This is a genomic window from Microcoleus sp. S28C3, assembly GCF_036700785.1.
Taxonomy (GTDB): domain Bacteria; phylum Cyanobacteriota; class Cyanobacteriia; order Cyanobacteriales; family Microcoleaceae; genus Microcoleus; species Microcoleus asticus.
This window is the reverse complement of sequence record NZ_JAUBPO010000071.1, coordinates 11,638-30,846: the sequence shown is the minus strand read 5'-3', so window position 1 is coordinate 30,846 and position 19,209 is coordinate 11,638. Positions and strand designations below refer to the sequence as shown.

Annotated in this window: 14 protein-coding genes; 7 read left to right on the top strand and 7 right to left on the bottom strand. The window is 45.6% G+C overall.

The genetic code is table 11. The features are described from left to right. Window position 1: 1 nt before the first annotated feature. On the bottom strand, window positions 2–1,048 hold the full coding sequence (gene csaB / locus QUA13_RS20580) for a polysaccharide pyruvyl transferase CsaB (protein ID WP_333201440.1): 1,047 nt from the start codon (window positions 1,046–1,048) through the stop codon (window positions 2–4). Window positions 1,049–1,447: 399 nt separating this feature from the next. On the opposite strand from csaB, the gene QUA13_RS20575 reads away from it, so the two are divergent. Further along, the gene (locus tag QUA13_RS20575; RefSeq protein WP_172186134.1) at window positions 1,448–1,762 is read left to right on the top strand and encodes a DUF2499 domain-containing protein; all 315 of its coding nucleotides are present in this window, start codon (window positions 1,448–1,450) and stop codon (window positions 1,760–1,762) included. A 16-nt stretch (window positions 1,763–1,778) separates the two neighbouring features. Further along, complete coding sequence (locus tag QUA13_RS20570; RefSeq protein WP_333201439.1) at window positions 1,779–2,198, top strand: lysozyme inhibitor LprI family protein; 420 nt, start codon at window positions 1,779–1,781, stop codon at window positions 2,196–2,198. Window positions 2,199–2,264: 66 nt separating this feature from the next. Here QUA13_RS20570 and QUA13_RS20565 read toward each other — a convergent pair whose 3' ends face one another. Continuing rightward, window positions 2,265–3,128: a DUF4037 domain-containing protein gene (locus QUA13_RS20565; protein WP_333201437.1), complete on the bottom strand. Its 864-nt coding sequence runs from the start codon at window positions 3,126–3,128 to the stop codon at window positions 2,265–2,267. A gap of 260 nt (window positions 3,129–3,388) precedes the next feature. On the opposite strand from QUA13_RS20565, the gene QUA13_RS20560 reads away from it, so the two are divergent. After that, the gene (locus QUA13_RS20560; RefSeq protein ID WP_333201436.1) at window positions 3,389–7,228 is read left to right on the top strand and encodes a DNA polymerase III subunit alpha; all 3,840 of its coding nucleotides are present in this window, start codon (window positions 3,389–3,391) and stop codon (window positions 7,226–7,228) included. On the opposite strand, the gene QUA13_RS20555 is transcribed toward QUA13_RS20560, so the two are convergent. From QUA13_RS20555 to QUA13_RS20545, 3 genes are all read right to left on the bottom strand, one after another. Continuing rightward, the gene (locus QUA13_RS20555; protein WP_333201434.1) at window positions 7,205–9,292 is read right to left on the bottom strand and encodes a protein kinase domain-containing protein; all 2,088 of its coding nucleotides are present in this window, start codon (window positions 9,290–9,292) and stop codon (window positions 7,205–7,207) included. The genes QUA13_RS20560 and QUA13_RS20555 overlap by 24 nt on opposite strands. 325 nt (window positions 9,293–9,617) lie before the next feature. Further along, the gene (locus tag QUA13_RS20550; RefSeq protein WP_172186139.1) at window positions 9,618–9,956 is read right to left on the bottom strand and encodes a DUF3593 domain-containing protein; all 339 of its coding nucleotides are present in this window, start codon (window positions 9,954–9,956) and stop codon (window positions 9,618–9,620) included. 297 nt (window positions 9,957–10,253) lie between these two features. Further along, window positions 10,254–10,904, bottom strand: coding sequence for an ATP-binding protein (locus tag QUA13_RS20545; RefSeq protein WP_333201432.1), 651 nt, complete (start codon window positions 10,902–10,904; stop codon window positions 10,254–10,256). Window positions 10,905–11,495: 591 nt separating this feature from the next. Between QUA13_RS20545 and QUA13_RS20540 the strand changes: the two genes are divergently transcribed. After that, complete coding sequence (locus QUA13_RS20540) at window positions 11,496–12,239, top strand: pentapeptide repeat-containing protein (protein ID WP_333201430.1); 744 nt, start codon at window positions 11,496–11,498, stop codon at window positions 12,237–12,239. A 108-nt stretch (window positions 12,240–12,347) separates the two neighbouring features. Here QUA13_RS20540 and QUA13_RS20535 read toward each other — a convergent pair whose 3' ends face one another. Both QUA13_RS20535 and gatA read right to left on the bottom strand, forming a co-directional pair. Then, the gene (locus QUA13_RS20535; protein ID WP_333201427.1) at window positions 12,348–13,334 is read right to left on the bottom strand and encodes an alpha/beta fold hydrolase; all 987 of its coding nucleotides are present in this window, start codon (window positions 13,332–13,334) and stop codon (window positions 12,348–12,350) included. Between the two features lie 118 nt (window positions 13,335–13,452). Next, complete coding sequence (gene gatA, locus QUA13_RS20530; protein ID WP_172186143.1) at window positions 13,453–14,913, bottom strand: Asp-tRNA(Asn)/Glu-tRNA(Gln) amidotransferase subunit GatA; 1,461 nt, start codon at window positions 14,911–14,913, stop codon at window positions 13,453–13,455. A gap of 1,245 nt (window positions 14,914–16,158) precedes the next feature. On the opposite strand from gatA, the gene QUA13_RS20525 reads away from it, so the two are divergent. The 3 genes from QUA13_RS20525 (at window position 16,159) to QUA13_RS20515 (ending at window position 19,023) form a co-directional block, all read left to right on the top strand. Continuing rightward, complete coding sequence (locus QUA13_RS20525) at window positions 16,159–16,614, top strand: helix-turn-helix domain-containing protein (protein WP_015176621.1); 456 nt, start codon at window positions 16,159–16,161, stop codon at window positions 16,612–16,614. Between the two features lie 220 nt (window positions 16,615–16,834). Then, window positions 16,835–18,136: a serine hydrolase gene (locus QUA13_RS20520; protein ID WP_333201425.1), complete on the top strand. Its 1,302-nt coding sequence runs from the start codon at window positions 16,835–16,837 to the stop codon at window positions 18,134–18,136. A gap of 56 nt (window positions 18,137–18,192) precedes the next feature. Continuing rightward, window positions 18,193–19,023 (top strand): alpha/beta hydrolase, encoded by an 831-nt coding sequence (locus QUA13_RS20515; RefSeq protein ID WP_333201423.1) that lies wholly within the window; start codon window positions 18,193–18,195, stop codon window positions 19,021–19,023. Window positions 19,024–19,209 lie beyond the last annotated feature (186 nt).

The following is a 19,209-nucleotide window of genomic DNA, read 5'->3' as shown; positions in this document are numbered from 1 at the left end:
ATTACTGAGACTGCTGGAGTGCGGTTTGCAATACTTGCTGGTGAAAGAGCGATCGCCCTACTATAAATTTTATCCTGTCTGGCGATAAGGCGTCGCCGTTGGCATAGTGTTCGATCCAGGTTTTGCTGATTAAATAAGGATCTTCTGGCAATTCTGATAATAAGTATCCCGGCATTTCTAACTCGTCCATCAATTGACTGACTTTGGGGTCGTAGCTGAGGGCAAAACAGCGGCATTCTTCGGATGCGGCCATAATTAAACTGTGGTAGCGCATCCCGATCGCCATTTCGACACCCCGGAATACTCCTTTCAATTTTCTGGGGTCGTCTAAACTGAGGATGCGACTCCTTTTGGGCAGGGCTTCGTGCAAATGTTGGGCAATTTCTAAGTCGTGAGACGCTTGAAAAGGCAGCAGCAAAATTAAGGTGCGAGTTGCTTTTTGAAAGTCAACTAAAGCTTGAGTTAAGATTGACAAACGCGCGAGAGTTAGTGTAGAGTGAGAACGCAAACAAACAGCAACTCTGGGCGCCGGTAAATCCCACAAACCCGACACAGGGGAATTCTCCAAAGCCCACACCGGATCGGGCGCTAAAGTAAAAGGAATTTTCCAATCTGCAAGTAAAGTAGCTGAACCTTTATCCCGCACGCTGACGGCGGTGCATCCAGCAAAACACCGCTGAGATAACTTGCGAGTGATTTCGTGCTTTAAAGGGCCAATTCCCTGAGCCCAGGCAACAGTTTTCAACCCCATCCGCTGCGCTATTCCCATCAAACCGCCATAATAGAAAGGGCTCGCAATGCTAGTAGCGTCTTGGATTAAACTACCGCCGCCCCAAATTAGCGCGTCGGAGGTGCGGAGTGCTTCGAGAACTTGGAACGCATTCATGCGATCGCGCGCAGCTACCCCGTAACGCTGATTTGTCTCGACAGGATTGCCAGACAGGACGATCGGCGTCACGCCATCTGGTAACATTTGCAGTAGCGATGCCAACAGCGCCTCGTCGCCGCCGTTGCCTTTACCGTAATAGCCGCACAAAATTGCTCGCATTTCTACTCTTTTCTTTGTTTGTGATGGGGAATCTAACTATTTTAGATTTTAGATTTTAGATTTTTTTGATATTTGAGATTTGATTCTACTACCAAAAAAATGCTACTGTCAGCAAGCTTCAAGGCTTTACGTCATCAGTCAGCTCAAATCGCAAATCTAATAAAATCTCAACTCGCTAATCTAAAATTGTATGACCAGCCCAAAAACAGGTACAAGCCCCGACTTAAGTCGTGGATGCTCCTAAAATTTTAGACCAAAGCTCAAGCTCCAAGATTCATCTGTGGAGTAAATCTAAAATCTAAAATCTAAAATCTAAAATCGACTGACTCATCATACTTTATATGACAGTTGCGTAAGTCCCGATCGATAAATCTTTCATCTTCGTTCACGATACAAAAAATGCACGCTTTGTCAATTCCCACCTGGATTATTCACATCTCTAGCGTCGTCGAGTGGATTGCCGCCATCTGGTTAATTTGGACTTACGGCGAAGTCACTCAAAACCGAGCTTGGTGGGCCCTTTCCGCCGGAATGCTGCCCGCTCTTGTCAGCGCTATGTGTGCCTGTACATGGCACTATTTTGACAACTCTCCCGCCCTAGAATGGATCGTTACCCTGCAAGCGGCGATGACTCTCATTGGCAATTTTACTCTATGGGCGGCGGCTTGGTGGATTTGGCGATCGGCGCAGCCAGCAGAGAAAATTAAAGATTAAAAAAGGGAGAAACTAAGTGAAAAATAGCACTACTTGGGTAAAATTTGCGGCGATTTTGCTTTTGTTGACAGCCGGATTTTTGCTTCCCAGCAAAGCCAGCAACATCCCTGTACAAGTCGCCCAACAGCCTAACTGCAAAAATCCTCAAACCACGCTAGAGATGAATGTCTGTTCCAGTCAAGAGTTTGAGGTTGCCGACAAAAAGCTCAATCAAGTCTATCAGCAACTGCAAGCAAAAATCAGCAGTAGACAAAAGCAGAGATTGACTGTGGCACAGCGTACTTGGATCAAATTTCGAGATGAAAATTGTGATTATGCAAAAGGACAGTTTGAAGGCGGTAGTTTGGCTGCTTCTACCTACGGTTATTGCAGGGCCAGAGTGACGCAAGAACGGATTAAAGATTTGGAAGGTTATTTGAAACAAGCAAATTTGTAAAAGTTCGATCGCTATTTAGGGAGGTGCACAGTGCTAACCCTAGGAGAGGGATTTTTTTGCACTTACCTAGTTAGGGAGAGAATTAGTAGCAATTAAACCTGCCTCAATCAACAATCGATCGAGACTGTCAACCAGTCCATCAAGACAATATAAAATTTGGCGATCGCCCGCAGGTAAGGAAATAGAATTAGTTAGACTGTGAATTTGGCTTTCCAAATCTTCCGGCAATTTTGAACACAAAGCTGTTGCCCTTTCTACCAGACGTTTTTCGCCCGGATGAGGGAGAGAATTAATAGCAAAAACAATATCAAAATAACTGCCTAAAAAAGCGGCTGTTCGATGGATAATACTTACTGAATCGCGGCGCAAAACAGCGGATTCTAACTGGTGGCGAAATGAAAAAATCAGGTGGCGCAAAATCGGATAATTTTTGGAAATTATCGCTTGACGGAGTTGTTCGGGATAAGGTCGATCCACATTTGCTTGCAATTGCTGAAACCAACCGTCTCTGTCATACAATGATACTGAGGTGAGAACGTTCCACCAAAAACAGGTTGAATAACCTACTGATGCTTGATGTTTGACAAGGACGCGATCGAGTTCTTCTTCGATCCATTCAGGCTGGCGGTACATAATATCTATACCGTATCCAGTGTTAATATCTATCCACTCGTCCCCAGGTTCCCAAAATTGATTGTTGATTGCGATGCGATCGGAAAAGTGTCTAGCTATCGTCTCCCGTATATCAACAGGAATTTCCTCTTCAACATATACGTAAAAATCAAAATCCGACGGCTCATCCGTAACTATAGTTGTTCTAGAACCTGCTAAAACGATGGCTACAACTTGAGGCAAACTGCTAAACTGCTCCCCAATAGTTTGAGCCAGTGATGGAATTTCTTCGAGAGCTAGTTGATAATTGTGCAGCATTTAATTACCTTGTTTTGCACTTAAAAAATCATAGCAAATGCTTAGCTCTAGCACTCAATATTTTAACGCATAACTTTGAACTCGTAATTCAACAATTGATAATTGTTAACAAATACGGCGGAGGCGAACTGATGCGCTGCTACATCAGACCTCCAACCTAAACCTGCTCAAAAGTGATATAAAGCTTTGTTTTTTATTTGACGCTTTGACACGCCAATGGTGTAGAATCTAAAATCTAAAATCTAAAATCTAAAATCGCTATGTCCTTCGTTGGTTTGCACATTCACAGCGATTATAGCCTGCTGGACGGGGCGTCTCAGCTACAGCAGCTCGCAGAACGGGCGGTGGAATTGGGGATGCCCGCGATCGCCCTTACAGACCACGGGGTGATGTACGGGGCGATCGAGCTAATCAAAGTTTGCCGAAATAAAAATATCAAGCCGATTATTGGCAATGAAATGTATGTCGTCAACGGCGACATAGAAGTCAAAGTTCGAGGTAGAAGAAAATACCATCAAGTTGTTTTAGCTAAAAATACCCAAGGTTATAGAAACCTCGTCAAACTAACCACAATTTCCCATTTAAAGGGAATGCCTGAAAGAGGTATTTTTGCTCGACCTTGCATCAACAAAGAACTGCTAAAACAATACTCCGAAGGTTTAATTGTCACCAGTGCTTGTTTGGGCGGCGAAGTTCCCCAAATGATTCTCCAAAACAAGCTAGATGCTGCCCGTGAAGTAGCCACATGGTATAAAGAAGTATTTGGGGAAGATTATTATATAGAAATTCAAGACCACGGTTCCCCGGAAGACCGGATTGTTAATGTTGAAATCGTCAAAATTGCCCGCGAACTCAACATTAAAATAATTGCCACCAATGATTCTCACTATATTTCCTGCAACGACGTAGAAGCACACGATGCTTTGCTGTGCATTAACACCAACAAACTGATTGAAGAAGACAAGCGGATGCGCTACAGCGGTACTGAATACCTTAAGTCCGCAGAGGAGATGGCGCAACTGTTTCGAGACCATTTGGATGATGAAACAATCAAAGAGGCGATCGAAAATACCCTAGAAGTCGCAAATAAAGTATCGAGATACGAGCTGACAGGAGAAGCTCGGATTCCCACAATTCCAATTCCCCCAGAACATACAGCCGATACTTATGTAGAAGAAATATCCTGGCTGGGACTGTTAGAACGCCTCAAAGCCCGCACCAGAACTGAAATTCCTCCAGTCTACAAACAAAGACTAGAATACGAACTGAAAATGCTTCAGCAGATGGGCTTTTCGGAATACTTTTTAGTAGTTTGGGACTACATAAAATATGCTAGAGATAACGATATTCCCGTAGGGCCAGGACGCGGTTCTGCCGCAGGTTCTCTAGTTGCATACGTCCTCAAAATCACCAATATAGACCCAGTACACCACGGACTACTATTCGAGCGATTTCTCAATCCCGAACGCAAATCCATGCCAGATATTGATAGCGATTTCTGCATAGAAAGGCGGGACGACATGATTAAATACGTTACTGAAAAATATGGTAGCGAGCGCGTAGCGCAAATTATTACTTTCAACAGAATGACATCAAAAGCGGTCTTGAAAGATGTTGGGAGGGTGTTAGGTATTCCCTATAAAAAAGCCGACGAAATGGCCAAACTAATTCCCGTGTCTAGGGGAAAACCGGAAAAACTTAAAGTGATGATTTCCGATGACACACCTGCACAGGAATTTAAAGACAACTATGAAAATACAATTTGCATAAATGCAGAAACTGGTACTGAAGTCCCCGTTCGTCAGTGGATTGACATGGCAATTCGTATTGAAGGAACCAACAAAACCTATGGGGTTCACGCGGCAGGTGTGGTAATTTCTTCAGAGCCGTTGGATGAACTTGTACCGCTGCAAAAGAATAATGAGGGTGCTGTGATTACCCAATATTTCATGGAAGATTTGGAATTTTTGGGGCTGCTGAAAATGGACTTTTTGGGATTGAAAAATTTAACAACGCTCCAGAAAACTGTTGAATATGTTAAGCAAACCCAAGATATAACCATCGATGCCGAAGCCCTGCCTTCTGAGATGGAACGCAAAGCTCAAGAGACATTTACTAGAATCAAAAAGTTGCCCGCTGATGTAGCCAAAACTTATAAACTTTTAGAAAAAGGAGATTTAGAAGGTATTTTTCAGTTGGAATCTTCCGGAATGCTGGATGTAGTAAAAAAAATCAAACCTTCTTGTCTGGATGATATTTCTTCTATTTTGGCACTTTACCGACCCGGCCCGCTGGATGCAGGTTTGATTCCTCAGTTTATTGACTGCAAGCACGGTAAAGCAGTTGAGTACGATCATCCGCTATTAGAGCCGATTTTAAAAGAGACTTACGGAACGCTTTGCTTTCAAGAGCAAATTATGCGGATGGCTCAAGATTTAGCGGGCTATTCTTTGGGTCAAGCTGACTTGCTGCGGCGCGCAATGGGCAAGAAGAAAGCTGATGAAATGCAGAAGCAAAAAGAAACGTTTATCGACGGGGCTACTAAGAATGGAGTTAGCCAAAGAATAGCTGATAAACTGTTCGCGCAGATGCTGCAATTCGCCGAATATTGCTTTAATAAATCCCATTCAATGGCCTATGCCTATATCACGTATCAAACTGCCTATTTAAAGGCGAATTATCCTGTAGAATACATGGCTGCACTGCTGACTGCTAACAGGGGCGATCAGGATAAAGTACAGAAATATATTGCCAATTGTCTCAAGCTGGGTATTGAGGTTGAGCCGCCAGATGTTAATAGCTCTCAACTTACTTTTACACCGCTGCCTAAACAGATGACTGGAGGTGCAAAAGATAAAATTTTGTTTGGGGTTTCGGCGGTTAAAAATGTGGGAGAAGCGGCAATTGAAAATATTTTGGCGGCGCGGCAGGAAGGGGGTAAGTTTAAATCGCTGCCGGATTTGTGCGATCGCGTAAATCTCCATTCTGTGAACCGCCGCGCTCTAGAAGCTTTAATTCAATGCGGAGCTTTTGACAAAATTGACCCCAACCGTCATCAATTAGTAAACGACTTGGAAGGGGTAATGAAATGGGCGCAGGACCGCAAAAGAGATCGAGAAAGCGGGCAAGGTAATCTCTTTGACTTGTTAGGTACGAATAGCTTTGGCAAGTCGGTCAATACCTATGAGTCTGCGCCCAAATCTAAATTGGTCAAAGATTTTGACAAACAGGAGAAATTGCGCTTAGAAAAAGAATTGCTCGGTTTTTATGTATCAGAACATCCCCTAAAGTTTCTGATTCAAGTAAACCAAGACCCCGATGTTGTGACTCTAGAACAGTTAGCAGATAAAAAGGGGAAAGTATCAGTTATTGTCATGCTCAGCGCTATTAAACTTGTAGTAACAAAAAAAGGCGAGGCGATGGCAATTTTGCAATTAGAAGATTTGACACATCAAATAAAAGCTGTTGTGTTCCCCAAGGCTTACGAACAAGTGAAGCCTTACATTGTAGAGAATGCTATCTTACAGATTAGTGGAAAAATTGAGAAAGATGGCGAGGAAATTCAGATAATTGTAGACACTGCAAAGCCGGTTGAAACAGTACAGGTTGCAGAGGAAATCGAGAGGGCGGAACCGGAAATAAACAACCCTTGGCCGGCGGAACCAGTCAACATTGTACGATCGACAAAACCTGTGGAAGTTTTAGAAATGGTGATTGTCAAGCTGACACCGCAGCAAGTACAAGACGGGAAAAAACTCAATTCTCTCAAAGCTATTTTGCAAGAACTTTCCAATCGTGGAGAAGGTGCTAGCGTTTCTTTGGGGGGAATTGTTGTCGGTGAATATTCCTGTCAACCTCTTCGCATTAGCCCTCAATTGTGGGTGCAAGATGGCGAGGGAACTGTTAGCCGTCTCAAGTCGGCTGGATTTGATGCTTGGGTTTTTCCTCTAGACAATCGCGGGGATGCTGCGGTGTTTCGAGAAATGCGATCGCAACTTAATGTACACTCTTGGGCCAGTTGTTTACTTGACACTGACGCCGATCGCCTTCACAAGTATCTCAAATATCTCGCCCAATTAAACAGACGCCCGCCAAACTAACACTTCGCCGCCATCGCCACCGGTGACTAAAGTTTGACCGTCAGGACTAAAAGCCACCGGATTGAACCCAGCCAGACTGCACAAACATTCTCCTGTTTCCAGGTTCCAGAGTTTAACCGTACCGTCTCGACTGCCGCTAGCCATAGTTTCGCGATCGGGACTAATCGCCACCGAAATCACCGCATCAGAATGCCCCCTCAAAGTATTAATCAATTCCCCTGTATCGGCATTCCACAATTTAACAGTAGCGTCGGCACTTCCACTGACAATCGTCTTTCCATCTTGACTAAATGCGATCGCATAAACCCAATCGGAATGACCGACAAAAGTCCGTACACTCTCTCCAATACCTACAAGCCACATCTTGATAGTTTTGTCAGCACTACCGCTGGCAAGCATCATACTTTGAGGGCGAAAACTAACAGATAAAACCTTGTCAGAATGTCCCGACAGTTTTTGAACCAATGCTCCGTTGCGCTGGTTCCACAATTTAATACTCTGGTCGCCGCTAGCACTCGCAATCGCTCCAGAGTCGCAACTAAAAGCCACCGAGTACACGGAGCCGTAGCGATGACTGTACGGCGAACCAAAATCGCTGTAAAATTCGCGAATCATCGCCTTTTTATCCAGCTTCCACTCAATGACTTTTCTGTCAAAACTGCCGCTAACCATCATTCTCCCATCTGGGCTGATTGCCACAGCATCAACCCTAGCGGAATGGCCGAAAAAAGTATGGATGAATTCACCTGTTTGCAGGTCCCACAGCTTAATTGTTTTATCGTCGCTGGCGCTCGCGAGAATATTGCCTTGAGGATTAATAACAACAGCATTAACCGAGTCTGAATGACCGTGGAGAATGTGCGCGCACCGCCAGTTATTAGACAATAATTTCGGATTGCTAGCGGATGGCGCAACATGAATATTTTGGGCCGGCGCGGCCGATACGGCGGTTGCTGTATTTGGCTGCGAGTTAGTTAAGGGCGAATTTATAGCTATTTTGGTTCGATAATTATAAGAAATTTGAGAGCGGGGATATTGCCCAAATTTTACCAAGTCTTGCAGCACTTCACCAGCGGACTGATATCGATCTTTTACCGAATCTTTGAGCAATTTATTCAAAATAGTTGCTAATTTTTGGCTGACTTTTATGCCTTTTTGCGCCAAGTGCGATCGCCAAATCCATTTGCATTCCAAAGCATCGAACAAATCATTCAGTACCGCCCCAGTTAGCAGGTGAATGCAGGTAACGCCCAAACTGTAAAGGTCGCTCGCCGGATACGCTTTGCCGCTGCGAATTTGTTCGATCGGCGCATAGCCAGCAGTTCCAGTTATCGTCCCTGTTTTCGCCTCAGAAATGCCGGTAATGTGCTTAGCAACTCCAAAATCTACTAGCACAAACTGACCCCCCCTCGCCTTCCCCTGTACAGCAGGAGATTCAGCAACAATTATCCCTTCTATACCAGCAGAAGATTGAGGTAAATTTGCCCCTCCTTTTCCTTTACCAGGAGTCGAGCTGCCATATCCTGCCGCAGCCCACAAGGTTTGGGGAGTTCTTCGCACAATATTTTCCGGCTTAATATCCCGATGAATCACCTGCTGCTCGTGAACAAATTGCAAAACAGGCAACAAATTGATCAACAATTCCCAAATCTGTTCCTCGCTAAAAGCACCCCGCTGCTGCAACTCCTGAAACAAATTATTTCCCTCGATTAACTCTTCCACAAGATACAGACGTTTGGCTTGTTCAAAAGAAGCCAGCAAACTTGGAATCTGCGGGTGCTCTCCGAGTTCGTGCAACCGGTGAGCTTCTTGTTTGAACAGTGCAGTTGCCTTTTCTAATTCTTCCTTCTCTTGAACTTGGGGGAAAAATTGTTTGATGGCGCAGCGAGTTTTCAACCTATCTTCATCGACAGCTAAAAAAGTTCTGCCAAATGTTCCTTCACCGATAGGTTGAATGGCGCGGTAACGCTCTTTCAGTAGCAATTTAGAGCCGCACGCCAGACAAAAATTGCTTGAGTCGGCATTCTGCGGCTTTTGGCAATGGGGATTGAGGCAATAGCTCATCTTTTTTCCGGCCTGGAGATTCCCACCACAGCTAAACTTAGCAACATGGTAGTCTGTTTCCACTCACGCCCAGAGCACCATTCTCGATAATACCTGAGAAACTGGCTTTCTAAACCCAAAATCTCAGCTCTCAGGTTGAGCCAGTGCCAAGAAACCAAGGCGATGACACTAGAAGTGCTTGATGTGAGTTTCCATATATTCTAATGCTTTCCTAAAATTTTGCAGGTTGGCGGAGCACCAACTGGTATGTCAACAGTTAACTGTTAACTGCGGCTATTCGGGAGCATTTCTGCCGAGAGCAAATACAAAGCTGAGATGATCCCGGCTATTCTCCCCCATCTAGAAGACACTCTTGCTCCCCGCCGCCATTCTGTGAGGATGCTTTGGCTTTAATCACCGCTTCCCTAAAGCCTAAAACTACTAAAATATTGGCAATTGTTAAGAATAATTCCGCAGAACCGTGCAGCCAATCGACATTTGCTAGCGACTCGTTGTAGGCAACTTTTGCGTAAATTGCGGCGGGAATAGTCACAGCCACAAAAACGAGAGTGCCGTAAAATCCCATCAGAGCTAAACGGGGTGTTTTTCCCGATCGAGTCAAAAACCAGAGAAATCCCAAGTAGGGAAATAGAGACAGAACAAATAAAGTTTCTTTGGAAATCATTAGTAATTGGTGAGCAACCAGATACTATGATAAATTAAAAAATCCCAAATTAGTGTGAATAATTTTGAACTTTTAATTTTGAGTTTTTAATGTTTAATTCGACAGAGGCACCGGTTGCTCTCGAACCGCTAGAGAATCACCCAAGCCCATAGCTTTTAAGCAAAGGCGCAGCAGGTCGGAAGTATTCAAAACCCCTCACGCACAGGGAGACAAAACCCGGCACTCGTCCCCTCACACCGTTTTTAGCATAACACTTTTTCAACCGTGCCAGTCTGTTAATTGTCCCTCACTCCAAAGCTATCGAGCAATTATAAACTGAGACAGTTCCCAAGTTTTCGGTCTGCTAGGCATTAAGCAAGGATGGTTCAAAACCTCTAAATCCAAGCAGCGTTTTCTATCTGCTGCGATAGTTTCCTTCAGCTTAGCATCAAAATCAAAATACGGGCCACAATCTAAAATTTTGAGTTCCAACCGTCCCTTAAACACCATAATTTCCAGTTTAACAGGAGTTTCAACTGGCAGATTTTTGTGAGCGTGGCGAACTGCATTAGTGAAACCTTCAGCCAAAGCTAACTGAAACTTCCACCAAACCTCATTAGGTATCGATAAATCTTTCAACTGCTCAAACCACTCCAAAACTAGAGTTAAAGCATTCACATCTGTGTTGACTTGCAGGCTAATGTGTTGAACACAACTGTCATCCAGTTCTTGTTCCTGCTGTATTTCATTCTGCCAATCCCAGGTATTTAAGCAATTCATTAACTCATCTAAAATGCTAGAATTTTTTATATTTTGCGATCGATTGCGAGCTTCTACTTCGTAACTTTTGCTCAGGGACAAACAATTTCGACCGTCGAGAGTCCGGGTGTAACTTAGCTCGTCTGCAACCTGCCACATGAGTTTGATCCCCCTGCCGCCTTCTGCAAGTTGATCTATGCTGTTCGACATCTATTTTCCTCGTCTGAAAGTGTTAGCTGTACCCAATTTTATCACCCGCCGAGACACGCGGTATTTTTTTGATACTTCTTGGCTCGGTATTATTTCGGGGGTCACACCAGAATGCTATCTTTTTTACAAAAGGCAACGCATCAGCAATAAGTCTTAAAAGTCTAAGCCAATTGGCTTATTTACCGATCGCCTGTACGGAGAACGATCGCCCTACCCAGCACAATCCAACTGCATCGAGTACAAATACTTATCCGCTGTCGGAGCCAGCCACTTGCTGCAGCCGTCGCAAGCTCCAGAATCCCTGCCATTCAGCGCCGGCTTCCTGCCGTGGGAAGCTGCAAGGGAGCCTGGAAGTGCGCGATCTCATCCCCAAGGCGTAGGTAATATCCGTAAGCGCGAGCGCGATCGAACCTTACACCGTCGAGCCGCGTCAATTCACTCTATTAGGACTTGCGCAAAAAACCCGGTTTCTGCTAAGAATATTGGGTTTGACAGCGAGGAATTAACGAGGAAACTGAGTTTTTAGTGCCCCGCACGTAAGTCCAGCAGACAAATCGGTGATGAAAGGCAGTTACAGGACTTACCCAAACTATGACCAAAATCAACCTGAAAATTCTCGCTGCAGCAATACTGCTACTCCCATTTTGCGCCGCACTTCCCTTACAATCTCAAAATCTGTCTCTAGTCAAGCGGCTGCTAGAAACAAGAGGATGTCCCGGATGCGACTTATTTGGCGCTTCCTTGAGCCGTGCAGATTTGTTTGGCGCTTCCTTGAGCCGCGCCACTCTCAGCAGGGCCGACTTAGTTGATGCCGACTTGACTGCGGCTGACTTAATGGAAGCTAATTTAAACAACGCCAACATGAGAAACGCCTTTTTGGCCGACGCCGACCTCAGCAAAGCCGACATGAGCAGGGCCGACATCAGGGGAGCCAACTTAGAAAATGCCAACCTCAGCGAGAGTTTTCTTCGAGACGCATCCCTCCAGTTGGCTAACTTAAAATGCAGTAATTTGAGCGCCGCCAAACTCAGTCGAACCGATCTGAGAAATGCCGATTTAAGCGGTGCAAATCTCACCGGTGCAGACCTCAAAGAAGCCGATTTAAGCGGTGCAAATCTCAGCGGTGCAGACCTGAGATCTGCCGACTTGAGGGATGCGAGATTGAACAAAGCTAATCTCACAGATGCCAATCTTTGCGGTGCCCGGATGCCAAACCAAAAAATATCTCGGCGAGGCTGCGAAGTTAAGAAAGAACAAGCGATAAGCACGAACAATTACTGTAATTACTGCTATGCCTTGAATGACTGGTGGCTTAATGTATTAAGGTTCTACTAAGCATTATCATCGCGATAAATGCTCTATTTCAGATATGTAGTGTTAGAAAGAAGTGCGAGCAGGCGGTACAGATATTCAACTGAACCTGTTACCGCCAACAGTTTTTATCTAGTTTGAAGAACCTAAAAATTGGCTCACTATTTGCAGATATTCTGCGCCCCCGATATGTGCCACATTAGTGTGACCTCCATCAGGAACTATGTAAAGCTGTTTGGGCTCAGGTGCTGACTCAAACAGTTTTTTGCTCATTTCCACTGGAACTACATTGTCAGCAGCCCCGTGAATAAACAGCACAGGCATTTGCAGGCGATCAACTTTTGAAAGAGAATCAAACCGCTGTGTCAGCAAAACATCGATCGGAAACATCCAAAACAGCCCTTTTTGGAAATTCACCATCGCCCGTGTCGAAGTAAAAGAGCCTTCTACGATTAACCCCGCCGCCTCCGGGTGACGCACGGCTAGATCGATCGCGATCGCCCCTCCCAAAGAATGACCGTAGATATAAATTTGATTCGGGTTAATCCCCCGCTGTTTCACCAAATAATCCCAAGCAAGTTGAGCATCCTCATAAACCTGAGATTCACTCGGAAAATCGCCCTGGCTTTTTCCATAACCGCGATAATCCATCACAAATACCGACAAACCTAATCGATGAAATCGATGAGCGTGTTCGACATTTGATCCCACATTTGAAGCATTGCCGTGCAGGTACAAAACTACCCCCCCTAACCCCCCCTTGTTAAGGGCGGGAACCGCAGCGATGACCCGTTTGTCACTTTGGGGCGCAGCCAGAAACGATTCCCCCTTTCTGGCTCCACCCCTTGCTAAGGGGGGGCTGGGGGGATTTTCCGAGGCAGGAATCCACCACCCGTGTACGCTTTCCACCGCGCCTGTTTTAGTTGAAATTCGCAGCCAGACATCTTGATATTTCAACTGAAAATCATCTGGCGTAGTTTCGATCGCGCGCGCGGGAAAAAAGATAAACTTACCTTGTGCTACAAATAGGAATACACAAGCAGCAGAATAAGCAACGGCCAAAACTATCCCAAAAGCTATTAGCGATTTAGACAAAAGGAATACTAGCAACTTGTTCATAGATAGAGCACGCGGGAAATTAGAGATCGCTCAAAAGCTAATGGCAAATGATTAATTCAGACAATTAGCCAAGATCGATTACTAACTTCCGCCGCCGCATTCCGCCGAATTTCAAAAATTAATGCAATTCAGGGTGGTGCAAGTGCCAATTCGTAGACTGTTCGTAAGCGTGAGCCACTTGAAACAGCCGAGATTCTTGCAAAACATTACCAATTAGTTGTATACCCACTGGCAGTCCTTTATCATCAAATCCGCAGGGCAAACTCAAAGCTGGTAAACCAGCAAGATTCACCGGAATAGTCATCAAATCTGACAAATACATACTCAGGGGGTCATTAAATTTTTCCCCTGCCTTAAATGCGGTAGTAGGAGCAGTGGGACAGACTAAAACATCAACTTGAGAAAAAGCTTTTTCAAAGTCTTCTTTAATCAAAGTCCGAACTTTTTGAGCTTTTAGATAATAGGCGTCGTAATATCCAGCAGACAACACGTAAGTACCGATCGCAATCCGGCGTTTAACTTCCGCACCGAACCCTTGAGAGCGAGTTTTGGCATACATATCCAAAAGATTATCGGAGTCTGGAGACCGAAAACCGTATTTGACTCCATCATATCGCGCCAAATTTGCCGAAGCTTCCGAGGGAGCAATAATGTAGTAAGTGGGCAAACCGTAGCGGAACCGGGGACAAGAAATGACTTGAATTTCTGCGCCCAATTGTTGAAATTGCTCGATCGCCTTAGTAACAGCGTCTTTAACCCCCGAGTCCAACCCGACACCAAAAGTTTCTTTAATTACACCAATTCTAATCTGACCCTTCGGTCGCAAACTGGGTCTTAAAGCTTGGGCGTAGTCAGGAATTGGGACATTAAGACTCGTGGAATCTCTCGGATCGTAACCCGCGATCGCCCCCAACAAAATCGCCGCATCCTCAACAGTCCGGCCAAAGGGCCCGATTTGATCGAGAGAAGAAGCATAGGCGACCAAACCGTAGCGAGAAACCAATCCATAAGTCGGTTTCAGCCCCACCAAACCGCAAAAAGCAGCAGGTTGGCGGATTGAGCCGCCTGTATCCGAACCCAAACTCACGACACATTCTTCGGCGGCTACCGCTGCGGCAGAACCGCCAGAAGACCCTCCGGGCACGCGCTCCAAGTCCCAAGGATTCGCGGTAACTTGATAGGCAGAAGTTTCTGTCGAGCTCCCCATTGCAAACTCGTCCATATTCGCCTTACCCACAATCACCGCACCGGCTGCTTGGAGTTTCGAGACGACGGTTGCATCGTAGGGAGGCACAAAATTCTCCAAAATTCGAGAGGCGCAGGTTGTGGGAACGCCCTCGGTACACATATTGTCTTTAACGGCGATCGGGATGCCGGCCAACAGGCCAATTTGCTCTCCGGCTGCGATTTGGGCATCCACTTTGTGGGCCTGCGCCAATGCGCTGTCTGCTGTCACGCACAGAAAGCTTTTCAACTTCGGCTCTAGCTGGGTAATTCGGTCTAATGCTTCTTGAGTAATTTCCACAGCCGAGCGTTCTTTATTGACCAGTTGTCGGTGCAACTCGCGGATGGATGCCATGCTCGTACCTTTATCATTTCTACTTTGAGACAATACAGTTAATATAACTGGCAATTGCACGCACTTACAGCTATTCGGCAAAGTCCGCTATTTTTGTGGCTTTGTTCGATCGCGCGATCGACCCTTTTACATACAATAGATTAAATTCTCAAAATCGCACCAGACAACAAATATCGCTAGAGCTTTTTACCTAATGTTTTAAAAAACAAAGAATGCAACTTTATTCTGACTTAGCTAAAAAGTGGTTTGACGTGCCAATTATAAGGGTAAGGCGCGCAATGCGCAGTCTACATAATTAGGTTCTGCTTCCACAACTGTGTATGCAAGATTAAAATCCTTAGAAAATCACCCATTCCGAATTCTTTAATCTAAAATATAAAAGCAAATTAGCCCTTTCCAAATTTTAAAATTTCTCACCCAGGTTATATTCGACGCAACCAATGATTTAGCGTATAAAATATCAAAAAAAATAAATTCCTTCCCGATTGTTGCTGCTACCCTTTATGGGGAATATAACCAGGTAATATTGGCAAGATTGCTCCTGAACTCTTACCCCTTTCGCTAGATACAATTAATCCATCGTTTAAAAGCATATTTAGATATCAAGCGGATTTCAACTTGGATTACCCTCCTGATAGCCCTGAAAAAACTGAAGAAGAAATAGAAACTTATTAGCCAATATGCTTGGGTCAACACGTTTATCGCCCGGAGATCCCCCTCGTATACCCCCAATCGTTGGGGGATGCAAGATCGAGTTCTTGTTGCCTCCTTGGTTCGGGGGGCTAGCAAGGAGCGGGCTTAACTGAACCGTATTGACTTATGAGCAACAAAATATTAGCTTGTTGCTGCAACTTCAAAAAGAATTATCCCCCGATAATGAAGTGCACTACTTTAGCCAAAAATTACGAAAAGTTATCAGTCATCCGACTGAATTAATGGGTGCAGCGTAATTACAGAAAAGATCGAGGTTTTCGCATCCACGCCCATTGTGCCACGGGTCAAAAAGCCGATCGGAAAAGTGGGGTTCACAAAAAAGCTCGGAACGCTCACCGCCACGCCGAGGTCTTTTGTTAGGCGCACCTGCAAAAAAACAGCAGTGCTTCCTCACCTGCATCTATCTGCGTGCATCAGCAGCAAAAAAAGCTACTTATTTGCCCGAACGATCCCCAGGAAAATAATTTCATCCGGAATTATCCCCAAAACCAAAGATATATGGTAAGAAGTTCCCGATGCCCCGTTGGAGGAATGCCACCTAAAGCTCACTTAGAATCCCACCTGACGGCAGAGGAACTCAAAATTCGCTACCGGCAGGCACAAAACACCACAGAGTCGCGCCGCTGGCACTTGCTGCTCTTAGTTTCCCGAAATTGGACTATCAAACAAGCAGCCCAAGTCGTAGGTCTCAACTACGACTACGCCAAAGAAATTGTCCAGCGCTATAACCGAGAAGGCCCTAACTCTGTCAGGAACCGCAGCGGAGACCGCCAGCCCCCTCCTGCGAAATCCTTGCTGAATCCTGAACAGCAAGAAGAACTGCGACAAGCGCTGCAAGGATCTGCCCCCGACGGCGGAGACTGGACAGGCCCCAAAGTAGCTCGCTGGATTGCCGAAAAAATCGGTAGCGATCATGTCTGGCCCCAACGCGGCTGGGATTACCTCAAGCGGTTGGGTGCTGACTGGCGACGGCGGCGCAGAAAGTAGATAGTTCGCAATATTTAGAGGGGGTTGATTAGCTTCGTGCGATCGCTCCCTTTATTTTGGTTATCTTAGCGCAGTGGCGCGATCGAACGATTTTAGATTTTAGATTTTAGATTTTAGATTTTAGATTTTAGATTTGTTCTCCTATCTAAAATCTTAAACCGTTTGACTGATGTAACAATAGCTGCTTATATTGAATTTGGTTGTGTTGAGGACGTTAAATATGCGAGGGATCAGGCCTTTTTTGTCGATCGCTAACAAGACTTTGGCAGTAGTAGCTGGCATCGGACTGGTTCAGATGTTAACCATCGCAACTTCATTCTCTCAATCATCTAACCCGCGTTCCTTAGACGAACTCTACAAAATTCGCGATCGGCTCGTCAGCGAATTAGAACAGCCCCCCTCTCCCTCCCCAGAACCAACCCTCCTCTCCCGCTTAGTTCCCGTCGCCACAAATCCTCAAGAACAAGTCCTACAGCAGTTGCAGGCGGTGGAAGCTCAAATATTAGTAGAACAGAGGGCTAATGACAACTTACAGCAAGCAGTCCGTTTAGCCAACCGAGCCGTAGAAACTAAACGCGAGCAAAATCAGTCGATCGAATCTTCGCAGCAAACTCAATTTTTGTGGCATCAGGCCCTCAACAACTTGCAGGAAGTTCCTCAAAATTCATTTTTAGCTTCCCTCACTGCCTCAAAAGCTCAAGAATACCGGGAAAATTTAACGGTAGCAACTTCTCAAGTGCAGCAAGCAAAATCTGATTTTTTGGCTGCGGTTGCCCGGGAAAGCGGTTTGTCTGGGCAAGCTTCGATCGGCATTTGCCACCTTTCTAGAGAGTGCGTGCACCTGCGGGGCGATGTGCCTCCGGTCAGTCCGGCCAGCTTAATTAAATTGCCAATTGCTGTCGCCCTGATGCAAAAAGTCGAAAAAGAAAAAATTAGTCTGAACCAGGAAGTATTCGTCAGTAGCGGTAATTTCACCGAAGACTCATCGGCGAAGATTACGTCCAATCGCAATTACCCGCTACAGCTACTGTTAGAAGAAATGATCTATCGCAGCAGCAATATCGCCACCAATCAACTGATCGATTATTTGGGCTCGGATTACATCAATCAATTCTTAGATAATCGCGGCTACGAAGTCACCCGCGTCAACTTCAAATTAATGGGGGAAAAAACTATGCCCACCAACCCCGGTTCTGGTCGCAACCGCGTGACTGCTAACGAACTCACCGAAATGATGGTGCAAATTTACAACGGGGAAACACCCGGTGCTAAACTGTTAATAGAAACTCTCAACCGCCAGTACGATCACGCTCTGGGATTTGCCGCCTTGCAAGGAACTAAAGCTCAGTGGTTGGGGGAAAAAACAGGCCAAAATTCCTGGGTGCTCGGCACAACTTTAGCCATGAGTATTGACGACGAGGCCTATGTGATGACTGTGATTGACAGCCGCAGCAGCGATCTACAAATGCGCCAGTCTATTTCTAAAATTGCCGATTACATTGTCCGAAACCCCAGCTTTTAACGGCTGGAATATAAAATTTATAGCTGGGGAAAACGCACCGCCCAAATAGTTAAAAAATGCCGCATCAAAAACTCAGTGTTTCCGTCAAAGGCAAAGGGTTTCCCATTCTCTGCTTGCACGGCCATCCAGGTTCCGGCGATTGTATGTCCGTCTTCACAGAACACTTATCAAAGCGGTTCCAGACGATCGCACCAGACTTGCGCGGATATGGCAACAGCCGCACCTCAACTTTCTTTGAAATGACCGACCACCTCCTCGATTTAGAAGCTCTTTTAGACCGATTGGGAGTCGATCGGTGTTTGGTGATCGGATGGTCTTTGGGAGGGATTTTAGCCCTGGAATTAGCCATGAAATATCCCCAGCGAGTCACGGGTTTGATTCTACTTGCATCCGCAGCCAAACCGCGCGGAAGTCACCCTCCCATCTCTTGGCAAGATAACCTTTACACCGGTTTAGCCGGAATTATCAATTGGGCGATACCCGGTTGGCAGTGGAATATTGATACTTTTGGCAGGCGATCGCTCTTTCGCTACTTGATACAGCAGCATACAGCCACCCCTTACCGCTACTTAGCACAGGCAGGTACCCCCGCCTACCTCAAAACTTCCAACACGGCCACCAAGGCTTTAAATACCGCTCTGAGGGCTGGATACGATCGACTCATCCACCTCGGCGACATTCAATGTCCGAGCTTGGTGTTGGCCGGAGAGGGCGATCGGCACATCACCTCGGCATCGAGTTTAGAAACAGCCCGCCACCTTCACAATTGTCAGTGGCAGTGCTATCCAAATACAGCCCACTTGTTCCCTTGGGAAATTCCCGATCGGGTACTCGCAGACATCGATCGTTGGATTGAGAAATTCCCCCAAGCAGTTGGTAATTGCTAGTCTTAAGTTTGGAGTTTGTCAGCAGCAATTAATCACCCAACAGTCAAGAATTTTGAATTTATATCGTTGCCGTTTACCTCCGAATCATAAATTTCCGAGTGCAGTGCGAGCTTCCCGCTCGCTATCAGCGCTCGCAAGCAAGGTATAATTCCGCAGTTACCGGATTTTAATTTACAACTCAAAACT